The 14,214-nt window shown below is 69.4% G+C and carries 16 protein-coding genes; 8 read left to right on the top strand and 8 right to left on the bottom strand.

Annotated elements, in window-relative coordinates:
* Nucleotides 1–5: 5 nt before the first annotated feature.
* A complete protein-coding gene (locus VGF64_18225) occupies nucleotides 6–458 on the bottom strand; it encodes a nuclear transport factor 2 family protein (GenBank protein HEY1636697.1) in 453 nt (150 codons plus the stop codon).
* A 39-nt stretch (nucleotides 459–497) separates the two neighbouring features.
* On the opposite strand from VGF64_18225, the gene VGF64_18220 reads away from it, so the two are divergent.
* Both VGF64_18220 and VGF64_18215 read left to right on the top strand, forming a co-directional pair.
* Nucleotides 498–794 (top strand): UBP-type zinc finger domain-containing protein, encoded by a 297-nt coding sequence (locus VGF64_18220; protein ID HEY1636696.1) that lies wholly within the window; start codon nucleotides 498–500, stop codon nucleotides 792–794.
* 63 nt (nucleotides 795–857) lie between these two features.
* Nucleotides 858–2,033: a lysylphosphatidylglycerol synthase transmembrane domain-containing protein gene (locus VGF64_18215; GenBank protein HEY1636695.1), complete on the top strand. Its 1,176-nt coding sequence runs from the start codon at nucleotides 858–860 to the stop codon at nucleotides 2,031–2,033.
* Nucleotides 2,034–2,092: 59 nt separating this feature from the next.
* On the opposite strand, the gene VGF64_18210 is transcribed toward VGF64_18215, so the two are convergent.
* From VGF64_18210 to VGF64_18200, 3 genes are all read right to left on the bottom strand, one after another.
* Nucleotides 2,093–2,761 (bottom strand): response regulator transcription factor, encoded by a 669-nt coding sequence (locus VGF64_18210; protein ID HEY1636694.1) that lies wholly within the window; start codon nucleotides 2,759–2,761, stop codon nucleotides 2,093–2,095.
* 109 nt (nucleotides 2,762–2,870) lie between these two features.
* A complete protein-coding gene (locus VGF64_18205; protein HEY1636693.1) occupies nucleotides 2,871–5,141 on the bottom strand; it encodes an arylsulfatase in 2,271 nt (756 codons plus the stop codon).
* Between the two features lie 63 nt (nucleotides 5,142–5,204).
* The gene (locus tag VGF64_18200; GenBank protein HEY1636692.1) at nucleotides 5,205–6,065 is read right to left on the bottom strand and encodes a sterol desaturase family protein; all 861 of its coding nucleotides are present in this window, start codon (nucleotides 6,063–6,065) and stop codon (nucleotides 5,205–5,207) included.
* A 134-nt stretch (nucleotides 6,066–6,199) separates the two neighbouring features.
* Here VGF64_18200 and VGF64_18195 point away from each other — a divergent pair, with 134 nt between their 5' ends.
* A complete protein-coding gene (locus VGF64_18195; GenBank protein HEY1636691.1) occupies nucleotides 6,200–6,943 on the top strand; it encodes an AIM24 family protein in 744 nt (247 codons plus the stop codon).
* Between the two features lie 6 nt (nucleotides 6,944–6,949).
* Here the strand turns inward: VGF64_18195 and VGF64_18190 are convergent, their stop codons facing one another.
* The 3 genes from VGF64_18190 to VGF64_18180 all read right to left on the bottom strand — a co-directional run bounded on the left by VGF64_18190 (nucleotide 6,950) and on the right by VGF64_18180 (nucleotide 9,405).
* On the bottom strand, nucleotides 6,950–7,540 hold the full coding sequence (locus VGF64_18190) for a hypothetical protein (GenBank protein ID HEY1636690.1): 591 nt from the start codon (nucleotides 7,538–7,540) through the stop codon (nucleotides 6,950–6,952).
* Nucleotides 7,541–7,644: 104 nt separating this feature from the next.
* On the bottom strand, nucleotides 7,645–8,682 hold the full coding sequence (locus VGF64_18185; GenBank protein HEY1636689.1) for a TlpA disulfide reductase family protein: 1,038 nt from the start codon (nucleotides 8,680–8,682) through the stop codon (nucleotides 7,645–7,647).
* 96 nt (nucleotides 8,683–8,778) lie between these two features.
* A complete protein-coding gene (locus VGF64_18180; GenBank protein HEY1636688.1) occupies nucleotides 8,779–9,405 on the bottom strand; it encodes a TetR/AcrR family transcriptional regulator in 627 nt (208 codons plus the stop codon).
* A gap of 162 nt (nucleotides 9,406–9,567) precedes the next feature.
* On the opposite strand from VGF64_18180, the gene VGF64_18175 reads away from it, so the two are divergent.
* Nucleotides 9,568–10,134 (top strand): TIGR03086 family metal-binding protein, encoded by a 567-nt coding sequence (locus VGF64_18175; protein HEY1636687.1) that lies wholly within the window; start codon nucleotides 9,568–9,570, stop codon nucleotides 10,132–10,134.
* Between the two features lie 9 nt (nucleotides 10,135–10,143).
* Here the strand turns inward: VGF64_18175 and ahcY are convergent, their stop codons facing one another.
* Complete coding sequence (gene ahcY / locus VGF64_18170; GenBank protein ID HEY1636686.1) at nucleotides 10,144–11,610, bottom strand: adenosylhomocysteinase; 1,467 nt, start codon at nucleotides 11,608–11,610, stop codon at nucleotides 10,144–10,146.
* Nucleotides 11,611–11,695: 85 nt separating this feature from the next.
* Between ahcY and VGF64_18165 the strand changes: the two genes are divergently transcribed.
* From VGF64_18165 to VGF64_18150, 4 genes are all read left to right on the top strand, one after another.
* Nucleotides 11,696–12,097, top strand: a complete 402-nt coding sequence (locus VGF64_18165; protein HEY1636685.1) for a hypothetical protein — start codon at nucleotides 11,696–11,698, stop codon at nucleotides 12,095–12,097.
* A gap of 97 nt (nucleotides 12,098–12,194) precedes the next feature.
* Complete coding sequence (locus tag VGF64_18160; protein HEY1636684.1) at nucleotides 12,195–12,785, top strand: dihydrofolate reductase family protein; 591 nt, start codon at nucleotides 12,195–12,197, stop codon at nucleotides 12,783–12,785.
* 31 nt (nucleotides 12,786–12,816) lie between these two features.
* Entirely contained in the window at nucleotides 12,817–13,572 is a 756-nt protein-coding gene (locus VGF64_18155; protein ID HEY1636683.1) for a class I SAM-dependent methyltransferase, read from the top strand.
* A gap of 225 nt (nucleotides 13,573–13,797) precedes the next feature.
* Nucleotides 13,798–14,013: a hypothetical protein gene (locus VGF64_18150; GenBank protein HEY1636682.1), complete on the top strand. Its 216-nt coding sequence runs from the start codon at nucleotides 13,798–13,800 to the stop codon at nucleotides 14,011–14,013.
* Nucleotides 14,014–14,214: the final 201 nt, after the last annotated feature.

Raw genomic sequence — 14,214 nt, 5'->3', positions numbered from 1 at the left:
GCGGCTCAAGGCGACGTCGGAGAAGCTCCCAAGCCGCCCTGGATCTGCTGGATGGACTCGTTGGTGTCGAGGTAGTCGCGCCAGCGCGTCACCTTGCCCGACCCGTCGACCTCGACGACCGTGGCGCCCTCCATCACGACGGGCACGCCAGCGGTGCCCTCGGTGCCCGGCCCCCGGTAGGTGCCGCGGCCGGTCCACTCGAACACCGCCCAACGATCCCCGCCGAGGATGCGGTCGACCCGTTGGGTCCAGTCCGGAAAGATGCTTCGGGTCAGCTCGGCGACGCCGGCGATGTCGGACGTCCAGGGCGTCACGGGATCCCGGAAAGCCCGATCTTCGGCGAAGAGGGCCAACCACGAGTCGAGGTCGTCGACCGATTCGAAGCGTCGGGCCCAGGCCTGCCAGTCCACAGGCCAGCCAGCCTGGACCAGCGAGGAACCGGTCGCAAACGGGTCCACGGCTACCATCGGAGACCACACGTACCAGGAGCGCCTCGTATGCCACAGACCTGCGCCCATCTCGACCAGATCCAGCACCCCGATCCGAATGCGACCGGCTGTGAGGACTGCCTGGCCGCGGGCAGGCGGGACTGGCTGCACCTCCGCGTCTGCCAGCACTGCGGCCACGTCGGCTGCTGCGACAACTCGCCCGGGAAGCACGCCACCGCCCACTTCAACACCATCTCCCACCCGATCATCCGGTCCTACGAGCCCGGCGAGGACTGGTACTGGTGCTACCAGGACACCCTCGCCTTCGAGCTCGAGGGAGCACCTCCAGCACCGTCCCACCCGTAACGGTCGCCGGTGTCCACGGGGGGTGGGGGGAAGATGAGCGGGCAGCCGTCGGTTGAAGGTGACATGGCTGTCACTGCGGCCGCGAGCTCGGCGCATCGTCGTGGGCATCTGCTGCGAAATCTCTTCGGCGTCGCGGTGTTGGCGCTGGCCCTGGCCGCCCTCCTCAACAAGCGCCACGACCTGACCTCGGCATCCCACCTCCTCGCCCGGCTCGACTGGCGCTGGATGGTGCTGGCCCTGGGGGCCGAGGTCGCCTCGATGGTGGTGTTCGCCCGCCTCCAGCGCTGGCTCCTGCGGGCCGGAGGGGTGCGCATGGGGCTTCGCTCCATGCTCGAGATCACCCTGGCCGGCAACGCCCTGGGGACGACGCTGCCGGGCGGGGCGGCCTGGTCCGCGACCTGGGCCTTCGGTCAGCTCCGACGGCGGGGCGCCGACCGGGTCCTGTCCGGGTGGGTCATCCTGGTCGCCGGCGCCCTCGCCAGCTTTGCCCTGTTCGTCCTGTTGGCGCTCGGAGCGTTCGTCGCCGGCTCGAAGGGCCCGGTCGCCGATCTGCGCCCGCTGGCGGCGGTGCTCGCTGCCATCCCGGTGGCTGTCGCCATCGGGGCCGTGCTGCTGGCACGTGTGCCGGCGCTTCGGTCAAGGGCCCGCCATCTGTGGGAGGCCGAAGGCCGCCACCCCCGGGTGAAGTCGGCCGAGGACGCACTGAGGCGCCTGTGGGCGCGGATCCTGACCGTGCGCCCGTCGCCGCTGGGGTGGCTCGGGGCCTTCAGTCTGGCGGCCGCCAACTGGGTCTGGGACGCCGTCGCCCTTTCTGCCTGCATCCTCGCCCTCGGCGGGGGTGTGCCCTGGCGCGGGGTCCTCGTGGCCTACGCGCTCACCCAGATCGCGGCCAGCTTCCCTATCACCCCCGGGGGCATCGGCGTCGTCGAGGGGAGCCTCGCCGCGCTGCTCGTGGCCTACGGCATGCCGCTCGACCGGGCGGTGGCGGCGACGCTGCTGTACCGGCTGGTGAGCTTCTGGGCCCTCGTTCCCGTCGGGTGGGCGGTGTGGTCGGCGATCGAGGTCTCGCAGCGGCGCGGCAACCGGACCCGCTCGCACCCCTGGGCCGTGCACCTCCACGGTCCCTCCCCGGCCAACCCCGCCCTCAGCCGTGAGGGTATGGGTCGGGTGGTCACTCCCGAGCCGTGCTGGGGCTGCTCGGACCCCGAGGACGTGGTCAGCGACACCCCTGCCGCATAGGCGACCCGGGAGGCCGGCCGGAGGAGTCAGCCGCTGGCACTGCGCGGCGAGGCCCGCCCTTAGCCGCGAAGCACGTAGCCGCTGCTGCGCACGGTATGGATCAAGCGGGGGCCGTGCTCCTCCAGCTTGCGGCGCAGGGCGCTCACGTGGCGCTCGACCACGTTGCGGCTGTAGCCCTTGTACCCCCAGAGGTCGGACAGCAGCTGGGAGGTCGTGAGCACACGTCCCGGGCGCCGCACGAGCCGACACAGCAGCTCGAACTCGACGTGGGTGAGGTCGAGGCCGTGGCCCGCCCGGGTGACGACCCGGGAGCCCTCGTCGACGACCAGGTCGCCGACCTCCCACTTGCCGCCGCGTGACTTGCCGGTCCTCGCCAGGACCGCCTCGACCTGGACGAGCAGGGCGTCGACCGAGAAGGGCTTGGTGACATAGAGATCGGCCCCCGCCTCGAACCCGGCCCGCAGCTCGTCGGGCTCGTCAGCGCCGGTGAGGAAGAGAAGGGCCACGTCGGACTGCTCCCGGAGCCGTCGGGCCACCGTGAACCCATCGGGCCCCGCCCCCAGCCGCACATCGACGACGGCGAGGTCGGGGGCGAAGGACTTGGCCTGCCTGAGGGCGTCGTTGCCTTCGGAGGCAGCGGCGACCTCGTAGCCCTCGGCCCGCAGGACGGCGACGAGCAGGTCCCTGACCACCTGCTCGTCCTCGACCACGAGGGTTCGGGCATTCACAGGTTGTGCTTCCCCATGCCCCCCCCATCTACCTCCCCAGACCCCCCTTTCGGGCCCTGTTCGCGCACTGTATCCCATTCTTCAGGAGCGCGACGGGCTGAGGCGCCGGTCACTGGCTGGCGATGGCGGCGCCGGCCTCCCCCTCGGGATCGGTGAAGGCGACGCCGTCGACGTCGACGACCGCCCGGATGATGCGGCCGGTGAACCGGAACGGCGCCTGGTACTCCCGCGTGACGGGTAACCCGTCGCTGTAGCCGCACGTGAAGCCGGCCCCGGTCAGCGAGAACCGGGTCGGGGTGAACCGCGGGATGCGGCCTTCGCCCACAACCTGGCCGTCGACGAGCAGACGGCCGGTTCCCTCGTGTTCCCCGGTGCGGGCGAACTGGAAGCCGAGCTCCTGGCGGCCCGGAGACAGCTCGACGTCGGAGCGGATGCGATGCTCCTCGAGGCTGACGAAGTTGTGGACATAGGCCAAGCGTCGGTTGGCGACGAAGAAGGACCACCCGCCGAGACCCGACCCCTGGGCCACGAGTACGCCGGCGGCCCCCGACGATGGGATCTCCACATCAGCGGTGATGGCGTGCGAGCGGTTGCGGACGTTGACGGCCACCGTCTCGGGCACGGCGGCCGCGCCCGGACGGCAGACGTAGCGGGCGCGGGCCGGAATGGCGGCCGGTCGTTCGAACACCAGCTCGGAGAAGGGCCGGTTGTCGAGGGGCAGGACCTGGTTGCGACCGGCCTCGGTCCACCAACGCTCGATCAGCTCGCGCAGCTTCGCCGGGCGCTGCTCGGCCAGATCGTGACACTCGGACGGATCCGCGTCGACGTGGTAGAGCTCCCAGTGGTCGTCGTCGAAGCCCAGCCTCGTGTCCTGTATGGGGTGGTAGGTGACGGCCTTCCATCCGCGGTGGTACAGGGCCCGGCAGCCGAACATCTCGAAGTACTGGGTCTCGTGCCGCGCCGGAGCGCCGGCGTCGGTGAAGCTGGCGGCGAAGCCGGTCCCGTCGATCGGACGCTGGTGCACGTGGTCGAGCACCTCGGGAGCGTCGAGCTGGAGCACCTCGAGGACGGTGGGGAGGAGATCGATGGCGTGGACGTACTGGCGCCGGAACGCGCCCGACTGGCCGATGCCCGCCGGCCAGTGGACGATGAGCGGATCGGCCACCCCGCCCTCGTGGACCTCTCGCTTCCAGCGACGGAACGGGGTGTTGCCGGCCACCGTCCATCCCCACGGGTAGTTGTTGTGACAGTAGGGGCCCCCGATCTCGTCGATCCGCTGCAGCGCCTCGTCGACCTCACGGGGCGCCAAGTTCCACATCCGCCCGTCGTTGACCGATCCGGTCGGCCCGCCCTCCGAGCTCGCCCCGTTGTCCGACAGGACGAAGACGAGGGTGTTGTCCAGATCGCCGATCTCGTCGAGGAACCCCAGAAGCCGCCCGACGTGATGGTCGGTGTGGGACAGGAAGCCGGCGAAGGCTTCCATGTAGCGGCCGTACAGCCGACGCTCCGACGCCGACAGCGAGTCCCAGGCCGGCACCCAGTCGGGCCGCGGCGAGAGCTCCGTCCCCTCGGGCAGGATCCCGGCGTCGACCTGGCGGGCCAGGGTGGCCTCACGCCAGGCGTCCCACCCCGAGTCGAAGGCGCCGCGGTATCGCTCGATCCACTGGCGCGGGGCCTGGTGCGGGGCGTGGCAGGCCCCGGTGCAGAAGTACAGAAAGAACGGCTTGGCCTCGTCCGTGGCCCGCAGGTCCCGGACGAGCTCGATGGCCCGGTCCACCAGGTCCTCGGTCAGGTGGTAGCCCTCCTCGGGGCTCCTGTCCGGCGGCACATGGTGGTTGTCGGAGACCAGGGCGGGCACGAACTGATGCGTCTCGCCGCCGAAGAAGCCGTAGAACCGCTCGAACCCCCGCGCCAGCGGCCAGCGGCGCCGGGGCGCGGCGGGATGGCACTCGTCCTCGGGTGTGAGGTGCCACTTCCCCACCGCGAACGCGGCGTAGCCGTGCGGGACCAGCATCTGCGACAAGAAGCCGTTGGCGGCAGGAATACGGGCGTCGTACCCGGGAAACCCGGTCGCCAGCTCGATGATCCGTCCCATCCCGTTGACGTGGTGGTTGCGGCCCGTCAGCAGGCAGGCTCGCGTTGGCGAGCACAGGGCGGTGGTGTGGAAGTTCGTGTAGCGGAGCCCTCGGGCGGCCAGCCCGTCCAGCACCGGCGTCTCGATGTCCGAGCCGAAGCAACCGAGCTGGGCGAAGCCGACGTCGTCGAGGACGATGAAGGCGACGTTGGGCGCTCGGTCCGGTGCCCGTACCGGTTCCGGCCACCAGGCCGTCGACTCCGAGAAGTCGCGGCCGATGACTCCCCTGAACTCTCCAGGCTCCACGTCGACCTCACTCCTTCTTCGCAGTGCTCCCTCGGCCGGCCTCCCGGGCCGGCGCGAGCGAGACTAGGCGCGGCGAAACGGATGGGTCAGCTGGCGGAGGTACTCGCCGGGCACGGGCTCGTCGATGCCGTACGCCGCCGGCACCCGACCCTTCGGCAGGTAGGCGGTCCCGAACAGCACGTCGAGCACCGGCAGCCCCCCGGCGAAGTTCTTGTTCACCGCCTCGAGCTCGTTGGCATGGTGCCAGTGATGGAACTCGGGCGTGGCGATGACCCAGCGGAGAGGCCCGAAGCGGAACCGCACGTTCGAATGGATGAAGAGCGCGTTGAAGGCAGCGAACAGCACCACCACACCCACGGTCAGCCGGGTGAAGCCCAGCAGGAACAGTGGGATGGCGACGAAGACCCGGTGGAACACGGCGTCGAGGGGGTGCTGCCGGGCAGCGGCCAGCCAGTCCATCTCGCTGATGCTGTGGTGGATGGCGTGAAAGCGCCAGAGCAGGCCGAGATGATGGCTCGTCCGGTGGGCCCAGTAGAACAACAGCTCGGCGAGCAGGAGGCCCTCGGTGACCTGGGCGCCCTGCGGCTGAGCATGGACGACATGGGCGAGCCCGTCTCCGAGGGCGGCCCGCAGCACCGTCGCGAACACGGCGGCCGCGGCCAGGAAGCCGACCGTGATGAAGAGGTTGGTGACGAAGAAATGGACGAGATCCGTTGCCCAGCCCCTGCGGAACAGCCGCCGAGGGTGCAGGGAGAAGAGCTTCTCCATCGGAACGAAGATGGCAACCAGAACCACGAAGCCGAAGAGCAGCCGGCTGCGGACGGCGACGCCTGTCGCGAGGAGGGCGACGGTCAACACCGTGGGGACGAGCCGGGGGCGGTCGGCTGCGGACTCCCAGCGGACGCGGGCCTCGGTCAACGCCACGGATCGATCATGCCCGCCTCACGTAAGGTGCAGGGAAGAGAAGTGTGAGCATCCTGTGAGGAGGTCGTTACCCGGGCCATCGGCCGCTCGGGTCGCTACCCTGAGTCGGCGGCCGACGACCAGGAGGGGAAGTCGTGGACCATCAGGTGATCGGGACGGTCATGCCGGTCCTGGAGATGAAGCTGGATTCAGGCGAGAGCGTCGTAGCCGAGTCGGGCGAGCTCTCGTGGATGACCGGCCCGATCGAGCTGTCCACTTCGGCGAGCAAGACGGCGGGGTCCAAAGGTGTGTTCGGCGCGCTCAAGCGCGCTGTCGGCGGTGGCTCGCTCTTCATGACCGAGTACCGGGCCAACGGCAGCTCCGGCATGGTGGCCTTCGCCACCAAGGTGCCCGGACACATCCTGCCCATCGAGGTCGGGGGGGCCAACGAGTACCTCATCCACCGCGGGGGGTACCTGTGCGGCGAGCCCGGCGTCGAGCTGAGCATCGCCTTCCAGCAGAAGCTCGGGGCGGGCCTCTTCGGCGGAGCCGGCTTCGTCCTGCAGAAGGTCGGGGGTCAGGGACAGGCGTGGGTCGAGCTCGATGGCGAGGTCGTCACCTACGAGCTGGCGGCCGGCGAGACCATGAAGGTCCACCCAGGCCACGTCGGCATGCTGGACGCCACTGTGAGCTACACGATCGACCGCATCAAGGGCGTGAAGAACGTCGTCTTCGGAGCCGAGGTCCTCTTCCTGGCCGCCCTCACCGGGCCCGGGAAGGTGTGGTTGCAGACGCTGCCGCTTCCCAACCTGGCCAGCGCCATCAACCCGTACATCGTCCATCCCGAGGCCAAGGGCGACGGTGGAGGCGGGATCCACTTCGGCAGCGACAACGACTGAGGACGTCTACCGGGTGACCGCGCTCTCGGCGGTGCCGGCGTAGAGCTCGCTCGCTCGCCAGCAGTACCAGGCCACGACCGTGCGATAGGGCCGGAACGGGTCCCCCAGCGGCTCCAGCTGGCGCGGGGTCGGCATGGGGATGCCCCACGCCAGGCCGTAGCCCCGGCGCACGCCGAGATCGCCGGTGGGCCATACGTCGAGACGGCGGAGCTGGAACATGAGGAACATCTCGGCGCTCCAGCGGCCGATGCCGCGGACGCTCGACAGCCGGGTGATGACATCCTCGTCGCCCTCGCGCGACAGGCCCCGGGGATCCAGCACCACCGTGCCGTCGAGGACCTTGCCCGCCAGGTCCTGCAGCGACGCCGCCTTGTTGCCCGAGAGCCCGGCGGCGCGCAGCTCCTCCGACGACAGGGCGAGCATCCCCTCGGGGTTGACGTCGCCACCGAGGGCGGCGATGAGCCGGCCGTGGATGGCGGCCGCGGCGGGCCCGGCGAGCTGCTGGTAGGTCACGGACCGCACCAGGGCGGCGAAGTGGGTCTCCATCGGCGTTCGGAACCGAGGTGGTCCGACCGCCTCGAGGAGGCGGGCGACCACCGGGTCCCTGGTGGCCAGCTCCCGGGCGGCGGCTGCGGGGGTCGCCCGGCGCGCCGGGCGGGCCGGCTTGCCGGGTGTTGTCGTTGCGGGCTTCCGGGCTGCGCTCAGGTCGCTTCGCCCGCCGACAGGCCGTGGTACGGGCTGCCCGCCCGCTGCCATTCCTGGTAGAGGTCGAAGAACTCCTCCCCGAAGGGATCTTCCCCGACGAGCGGCATGGCGGCACGCCTGATCGTGAAGTCGTTGGGGGCCAGGTCGCCGGCCTCCTTGAAGTGACGGCGCGCCGTCACCTCGTCGCCTTGCCGGCGGGCCTCGGCGGCGATGCGGAAGTGCAGGCGAGCGAGCACCTCGTCGGGGCTGAGGTCACCGACAGCCCGCCGGGCCTCGTCGGCCACGATCGGCACCTCACCGCCACGGACCCACCGCCTCACCGCTTCCATGTGCGGGGCGGCTTCCACGCCCGTGAAGTCCTTGAACATGTCTGTGCCGAACGCGACGCCGTTGGGCCGCACGATCCTGTTGTCCTCGTCGATCCAGATGACGGTCGGGACGTTGCTGATGGCGTAGATCTCGGTGAGCACGTGGTTGGGGTCGATGAGCACCGGGAAAGTGATGTGCTCGACCCACGGGCGCACGTCGTCGGGCGAATCGTCGATGGCGACAGCGACCACGGTGAGGCCGTCGCCGGCGAGCTCGTCCTGCAGTGCCTGCCACCCGGGCAGGTCATAGCGGCAGCCTCACCACGAGGCGAAGGCGACCAGCAGCTTCTTGCGCCCGCGCCACTCGTCCAGCCGGTGCGGGTGTCCATCGAGGTCGTCGAGGACGAAGGGAGGTGCGCGTAGCGAGTCGAGCGCCTGACGACGCCCCTCGGCGTCCATCGCCAGGGCGGCGATCCTCCCGGGGGCGTCGACGACGGCCGCTCGCCCCAGGGCCGCGGCGACGGCCGCCAGGTCCACCTCGTCCCCCACGAACAGCGACGCCCGATCACGCACCGGGACGCACATCTCGCCCCGGCACAGACCCTCGGGCTCGAGCTCCCAGCCGATCGCCTCGACCAGTCGCTCGGGTGCGACGAGGAGCCGCCCGTCGGCCGGCGTGGCCTCGGCTCTCCGTACATCGTCGCTGATAATGGTCGCAGACGGCATCCAAGGGCTCCCTTCGTCGACGCTTACGGTTGGCGCTTCCCGCCGCGTTGTCAAGCCCTGCCCGCAGATCCACACTCCGGATCGCCCGGTGGCGGCCTACCGTCTACCGGCGGCCTCGGCGCGCTGCGGGCTTGCCAGCCCCTCGAGCAAGCGCGTCGCCGCGGCCTGGAAGCGGGCGACGTCGCCGTAGGGGCGGGCCACGAGCATGGCGCCTTCGAGGGCGCTCACGATCGTGCGGGCCGCCTCGCTCCTCGAGCCCGAGACGTGCAGGCTGCCTTCCCGCTGGCCCTGCTCGAGCACGCCCTCCAGCCACGCCTCGTTGTCGTCGAAGAAGCGGATGACCGCCCGCTGGATGGGCTCGGGGAGCGTCTGGTACTCCGAGGCCAGCATGCCGCAGAGGCACATCCGCTGGTTGCGGAGCACGTCCAGGTACAGGTCGGCGTAGGCCTCGAGCTTGGCCGGCGCATCCGCCAAGTCGGTGTCGACCGCGGTGAGCGCCTCGGCGAACCACGCCGCGTAGCGCCGAATCAGAGCTTCCCCGAGGATCGCCTTGCTGGCGAAGTGATAGTGCAGCGCAGGCTTGGTGATGTGCAGCTCGTCGGCTATGTCGGCATAGCTGAAGCCGTTGAACCCTCGGCGTTGCGCGAGCCGCTCGGCGACGTCGAGGATCTGTGACGCCGTATCCGTGTCGCTGTGCTGTCGTCGCGCTGCCGTCGGGGCCACCTCCTCGGAGTGCTCCGGTTCCACCTTGACATCGAGCTGCCAGTGGACTTACCTACTGGTAGGTAAGCGTACCAAGTGGGCCGGGCGTAAGAGCGGCAGAGGGGGATCAATGCAGGAGACCGAGCATCGGATCGTTGAGGCGGCCGGCGGAGCGCGGACACCATGACCGACATCGCAGCGCGACACCGGGATGCACTCGCGGCTATGCGCCCCGTCGTGGCGGCCATCGATCCACGCCAGATGACCGAGCCGACGCCCTGTGCCGACTGGAACGTCGGCGAGCTGCTCAACCACCTCGTCTCCGGCAACTGGTGGGCCGCCGAGCTCGCCCGCGGCGCCACCATCGACGGGGTCGGATCGAGGCTCGATGGCGACCAGCTCGGCGCCGATCCGCTGGACGCCTACGACCGGTCCGCCGAAGCGGCCGCGGCCGCGTTCGAGGCACCCGGCGCGCTCGACGCACCGTGTGCCGTGTCGTATGGACCGGTCCCAGGGTCCGTCTATGCGGCACACCGGTTCATCGATGTCCTGATCCACGGCTGGGATCTCGCCGCTGCCACCGGCCAGGACCGGACGCTCGATCCCGCCCTCGTCGACGCCTGCTGGGGCGAGGTCGAACCGCAGGCCGAGATGTTCCGGAGCACTGGGATGTTCGGCGGCGACATCTCCATTCCGCCCAGCGCCGACCCCCAGACTCGCCTGCTCGCCGCGCTGGGCCGCCGCCCCTGACCGTCCGCGCTAGTAGCGGTAGTAGTCAGCCTTGAAGGGGCCCTCGGGCGGCACACCCAGGTAGTCGGCCTGCTCGTCGGTGAGCTTGGTCAGCTTCACTCCGAGGGCGTCCAGATGAAGGGCGGCGACCTTCTCGTCCAGGGTCTTGGGCAGCATATAGACGCCGACGGGATAGTCGTGGGTCTTCGTGAACAACTCGATCTGGGCCAGCACCTGGTTGGTGAACGAGCAGGACATGACGAAGCTCGGGTGCCCGGTGGCGCAGGCCAGGTTCACGAGCCGCCCCTCGGCCAGCAGGATGATGGCGTGCCTGTCCGGGAACGTCCACACGTCGACCCCGGCCTTGATCTGCAGTCGCTCGATGCCCGGCACCCTCGCCAGGCCGGCCACGTCGATCTCGTCATCGAAGTGACCGATGTTGCAGACGATCGCGTCGTGCTTCATGGCGGCCATGTGATCGGTGGTGATCACCCCGGTGTTGCCGGTCGCGGTCACGAAGATGTCGGCCTGCCCGACGACGTCCTCGATGCGCGCCACCTCGATGCCGTCCATGGCGGCCTGGAGGGCGTTGATCGGATCGACCTCGCTCACGACGACGCGGCCCCCCTGTCCCCGTATGGCCTGGGCGCAGCCCTTGCCCACCTCGCCGTAGCCGCAGATCATGACGGTCTTGCCGCCGATCATGACGTCGGTGGCGCGCACGATCCCGTCGACCAGCGAGTGCCGGCAGCCGTAGAGGTTGTCGAACTTCGACTTCGTGACCGAGTCGTTGACGTTCATCGCCGGCCACAGGAGCTCGCCCCGGTCGAACATCTGATAGAGCCGGTGCACTCCGGTCGTCGTCTCCTCGGTGACCCCCCGGATCCCCTTGGCGAGCCGGGTCCAGTGCTGCGAGTCCTGGCCCTGCAGCCTGCGCAACAGCGAGAACACGACGCCCAGCTCGACCGAGCCGGCCTCTGACGGGTCGGGGACCGAACCTGCGGCCTCGAAGGCAACTCCCTTGTGGACCAGCAGGGTGGCGTCGCCGCCGTCGTCGAGGATCATGTTGGGCCCGTCGCCATCGGGCCACGTCAGGGCCCGCTCGGTGCACCACCAGTACTCCTCCAGCGTCTCGCCCTTCCAGGCGTAGACCGGGACACCCTTCGGATCCTCGGCGGTGCCGTCCGGGCCCAGGGCGATGGCGGCGGCAGCGTGGTCCTGGGTCGAGAAGATGTTGCACGAGGCCCAGCGCACCTCGGCACCCAGGGCGACCAGCGTCTCGATCAGCACGGCCGTCTGCACCGTCATGTGCAGCGATCCGGTGATGCGAGCGCCCCGCAGCGGCTTCGACTCACCCAGGTCCCGGCGCAGCGCCCGGAGCCCCGGCATCTCGTGCTCAGCCAGGTGGATCTCGCGCCGGCCGAAGGGCGCCAGCGCGGTGTCGGCCACCCGAAAGTCGAAGCGGTCGGATGCAGAGGTGGTTTCTACAGACGTCATAGCGCCCATTATGGTGCACCGGGCGGGTCCCCCATCATTCCCCCCGACCGGGGTAACAGATGGTACCGGGCGTTAGGGTGCCTGCATGGCGACAATCGACGATGTCGCGCGCATCGCACGGGAGCTCCCCGAGGTCACCGAAGGTGAGCGCCATGGGACCCCCACCTGGTTCGTCGACCGTAAGGCGTTCGCCTGGATCCGGCCCTTCAGCAAGGCCGACATCAAGCGGTACGGCGTGACGACGCCGCCAGATGGACCGATCCTCGCCCTCCGCACCGCGGACCTCGTCGACAAGGAGGCCGTCCTCTCGGCCTCTATCAAAGGGTGCTTCACCATCCCCCACTTCGACGGATTCGCCGCGGTCCTCATCCAGCTGACGGCCGTGGCCAAGAAGGCACTACGGGAGCTGGTGGTCGACGCCTGGCTGGCGTGCGCGCCTCCGCACGAGGCCGACAACTATCTCCGGCGACGCCGTCAGCTTCGCTGAACAAGGGATCCGGGCAGTGACGGTCACCGCGATGAGATCCCAAGGCCTACGCCGTCGGACCTCCCACGGAGCAAACGATCATCGGAAGGAGAGGCCCGTGGCGACAGTCGTGGCCGGTTTGAGCATGTCCTTGGACGGCTTCATCGCCCATCCCGACGACAGCGTCCGACACCTGTTCGACTGGTACGGCAACGGCGAGGTCGAGATCCACTGGCCGGGAAACGACATGGTCTCGCACGTCACGCTGGCCAGCGCCACCTATCTCCGCGATGCCATCGCCAAGGTTGGTGCGCTCGTGGTCGGTCGGAGGGTGTTCGACTACACCCAGGGCTGGGCTGGGAGCCACCCCTTCGGCGCGCCGGTCTTCGTGGTCAGCCACAGCGTCCCGGACGGATGGCCCCGTGCGGATGCGCCGTTCACGATCGTCACTGACGGCGTGGGGAGTGCGGTGGCCCAGGCGAGCGAGGTGGCCGGCGACAAGACGGTTGGCCTCGCCGGCCCCAACATCATCCAGCAGTGCCTCAACTCGGGACTCCTCGACGAGCTGAGCATCGAGCTGGTGCCCGTCCTGCTGGGAGAGGGCATCAGGTTCTTCGACAACCTGACCATTTCGCCCATCATGTTCGAGAATCCGACGGTCATCGAAGGCGATCGGGTCACGCACCTCGTCGACCGCCGATCGAGGTGACCGCGGGGCTCCGGCTGGGAGGATCATCGGTGTGGAGGTGACCATCGAGGAGCTGATCGCAGAAGCGGAGGCGGCCCCGATCGACGGATGGGATTTCACATGGTTGGAAGGCCGAGCGACCGAGGACCGGCCGAGCTGGCGCTACGCGGACCGAGTCGCCGAGCGCGCCGCTCGAGCGTCGCGGATGCTCGATCTGCAGTCAGGTGGCGGGGAGATGCTCGCGGGCCTGCCATATGTTCCGCCGTTGATGGTCGCCACCGAGGACTACCCACCCAATGTCGTCGTCGCCGGCCGACGGTTGCTGCCGCGCGGCGCACACATTGTTGCCGCCCGAGATGCCGGGACGCTGCCATTCCCGAGCGCGGTCTTCGACCTGGTGACGAGTCGACATCCGGTCGATACATGCTGGGAGGAGATCTCTCGCGTCGTGCGTCCGGGCGGTCGATATCTGTCCCAGCAGGTCGGGCCGGACAGTCTTCGAGAGCTGAGCGAGCTCATGCTCGGCCCACTGCCCGCGGGATCGAAACGACATCCGGAGCTCGCCCGACGAGGGGCCGAGGCTGCCGGCCTCGTGGTCGAAGACCTTCGTCACGAGCGGCTTCGGACGGTCTTCTACGACGTGGGCGCCGTCGTCTACTTTCTGCGCCTCGTGGTGTGGATCGTCCCTGGCTTCACTGTGGCCGGATTCTCCGAGCAGCTGCGAGCCCTGCACGAGCAGATCCAGCGAGATGGGTCGTTCGTGGCCTTCGCCAGCCGGTTTCTCATCGAAGCCTCGAAGCCCCGCTGAGCATCCCGGGAATCCGGTGGGCAGCGAGCACAGTTCGTGTCAGGCTGCCGCCTATGGCATCGATCACGTGGGGCCGAGACGTCGCCGATGCCTACGACGCGACTTACGCGGCGATGTTCGAGCCGTCGGTCATTGGTCCGACTGTCGACCTCCTTGCCGAACTGGCCCAAGGCGGCCCCGCTCTCGAGCTCGCCATCGGGACTGGACGGGTCGCGCTGCCGCTGCATGAACGTGACCACTCAGGAAGAGCAGCTGGCGGTCTTCGTCAACGCAGCGGCCCACCTCGAGCCGGGTGGATGCTTCGTCGTGGAGGTCATCGTACCCCAGCTGCGCCGGGTTCCCCGAGGGGAGGTCGGCCGGATCTTCACCCTCGACCCTGATCACGTCGGCATCGAGACCTTCGACGATCTTGTCGGGCAGGTCGCGTGGTCGCATCACTAACGGCTTGGTCGTTGGCGGCCACACGCGCTCCAGCCTCGAGAACGGTGTTGGCAGGCTGGTGATGACATGGTGTTGATCGTCGTCGACGCCTTCACTGACCGCGCCTTCTCGGGCAACCCGGCTGCGATCGCGATCGTGGACGAGTTTCCGACCGAGGCGCGAATGCAAGCTGTCGCGAGCGAGATGAATCTGTCAGAGACG

The sequence above is a fragment of the Acidimicrobiales bacterium genome (genome assembly GCA_036491125.1).
Lineage (GTDB): Bacteria > Actinomycetota > Acidimicrobiia > Acidimicrobiales > AC-9 > AC-9.
This window is presented reverse-complemented; position numbering and strand designations above follow the sequence as displayed.

Excerpts from the sequence above, each read along its gene's own strand:
- VGF64_18220 (HEY1636696.1), top strand. The coding sequence starts at position 498 with ATGCCACAGACCTGCGCCCATCTCGACCAGATCCAGCACCCCGATCCG.
- VGF64_18215 (HEY1636695.1), top strand. The coding sequence starts at position 858 with ATGGCTGTCACTGCGGCCGCGAGCTCGGCGCATCGTCGTGGGCATCTG.
- VGF64_18175 (HEY1636687.1), top strand. The coding sequence starts at position 9,568 with ATGACCGACATCGCAGCGCGACACCGGGATGCACTCGCGGCTATGCGC.
- ahcY (HEY1636686.1), bottom strand. The coding sequence starts at position 11,610 with ATGACGTCTGTAGAAACCACCTCTGCATCCGACCGCTTCGACTTTCGG.
- VGF64_18165 (HEY1636685.1), top strand. The coding sequence starts at position 11,696 with ATGGCGACAATCGACGATGTCGCGCGCATCGCACGGGAGCTCCCCGAG.
- VGF64_18150 (HEY1636682.1), top strand. The coding sequence starts at position 13,798 with ATGAACGTGACCACTCAGGAAGAGCAGCTGGCGGTCTTCGTCAACGCA.